The organism is Tritonibacter sp. SIMBA_163, assembly GCF_046535935.1.
In the GTDB taxonomy this organism is placed as follows: Bacteria; Pseudomonadota; Alphaproteobacteria; order Rhodobacterales; family Rhodobacteraceae; genus Epibacterium; species Epibacterium scottomollicae.
In genome coordinates this window covers 1-1,238 of record NZ_JAWJBP010000067.1, presented here as the reverse complement: position 1 = coordinate 1,238, position 1,238 = coordinate 1, and the positions used below count along the sequence as shown (strand labels likewise).

2 protein-coding genes are annotated in these 1,238 nt (G+C 50.8%); both read right to left on the bottom strand.

All coding sequences use genetic code 11. From position 1 onward, the window contains the following. On the bottom strand, nt 1-404 hold a 404-nt coding region (locus R0J92_RS21385; RefSeq protein ID WP_411053117.1), incomplete at its 3' end, for a hypothetical protein. A gap of 98 nt (nt 405-502) precedes the next feature. Continuing rightward, nucleotides 503-1,012, bottom strand: coding sequence for a GIY-YIG nuclease family protein (locus R0J92_RS21380; RefSeq protein ID WP_411053116.1), 510 nt, complete (start codon nt 1,010-1,012; stop codon nt 503-505). Nucleotides 1,013-1,238 lie beyond the last annotated feature (226 nt).

Below are 1,238 nucleotides of genomic sequence, written 5' to 3'. Positions count from 1 at the left end.
ATCACAGAGCCCGTAGGATAAGTCCGTCTGGGGAAAGGGGAAGCCAGCTCAAAACCTGATTTGCGCAACAGAGCCGTGTTGAGGAGCTGCCCGCAGAGGACGTGGTATCTGCTTTCGAAATGACACCGCATGCACTCAAAGAGACAATGCGGGTGCTGGAGCATCACCAAATTGGCGATATCGACGATAAGTGGGGCGACGGCACATGGACTGTCCAGCTGTGGGCGAGAGACCCGGATGGCAATCCATGGTTCGAGCTCATTGAGTTCTGCAAAGTCCAGAAACTTGATCCGAGGGGAATAATCAGAAGCTTGGATTTCAGTGTGTATGATTGAGACGACAACTAACCGGGCTTCGCTACGGACAAGGGCGTAAATGGCAACATCTTCCCGCGTGATCGCCATTGTCGCGATCGAAATGCCGCGGGATGCACGAACGGCAGCTATGGTGGGCCGCGTCGCAGCATTTCGGTAGAGCGTTCAATGGCAGGTGAGGGCCGTCATCAGACTATTCGTTCCAAATATCTTTCTTGCTCTTCGTACTCTATCTGTATCCATTCATCAGCGCCCTTGAATGAGGGATAAGCAGTGTTTCTCTTGGGGCCGATCGCGCGGATGAGCAAAGCCTCAAGATCACCGATCGTAGTGTTGGTGTCATCGGTTAAGTCCTCTGGAGGCTGACCCAATTCCAAGATTCCGCTTTTAATGTTCGCCTGACCTATAGGGCGAAAGCCGAACCACGAAAATCGGTCCCACTTCCCAGCTAAGTGATCATCCAAATGATCTTTGAGGCGTTTCCCTAAACCCTGAGATCTCGTCAGGCCGACATACGATGGTCCGTACTCATCGTAGAGGATGTAGATCCCTTGCTGAAATCGAAAGTCGGTAATTTGAATTGTACCACGATTGGCTCCCTTCCTGCCAAGAAGGCGGAAGCTATCCCTAAATCCTTGGCCGGGATTCCAATCAATCTCACTTTCTCGCCAAAATAAGCCGAAACTTGTAATCTTCATAATTCTCTCGCTACTTTCAGTCGTAACTTACTGGGCGAATCTACGATCACAATACCTAATCACCCAGACTGGGTGAATGTCGGTGGAGTGCCCCCACTGAAGTGGTCCACCTTTTGGGATAGGAATATCCCGTTTTCAGGAGGACGACGATGATGTGCCCCCATCGAGTGGTCCAATTTGAATGTTAATGCATCGTCGGTCTTTGGTCTATCGGGACGATGCTTTT